We start from the raw sequence: 259 nt of genomic DNA on the forward strand, positions 1-259 counted from the left end.
CTGTATTATGGAGGTATTCCAAAAGGAATGGTAACTTCTAAAGAATTCCCTAAGGAGGATCCTATTGTTCAGGAAAAAGAAGTTACGGAAATAGACCAGAATATTCAATTACCGGCCTATGTTTTTGCGTACAGAGTACCTGGGAATAAAGAGAAAGATGCTTATACCCTTGATATGCTTTCTTCTTATTTAAGTGATGGAAAATCTTCAGTTTTAAAATATAAACTGATAGACCAAGATAAAAAGGCCTTAGATGTAG

1 protein-coding gene is annotated in these 259 nt (G+C 34.4%); it reads left to right on the top strand.

The genetic code is table 11. The features are described 5' to 3' along the window. Window positions 1–259, top strand: a 259-nt coding sequence (locus tag SB679_RS25070) for an insulinase family protein (RefSeq protein WP_410705026.1), incomplete at both ends; no start/stop codon positions are given.

The organism is Chryseobacterium sp. SIMBA_029 (genome assembly GCF_046535275.1).
Lineage (GTDB): Bacteria > Bacteroidota > Bacteroidia > Flavobacteriales > Weeksellaceae > Chryseobacterium.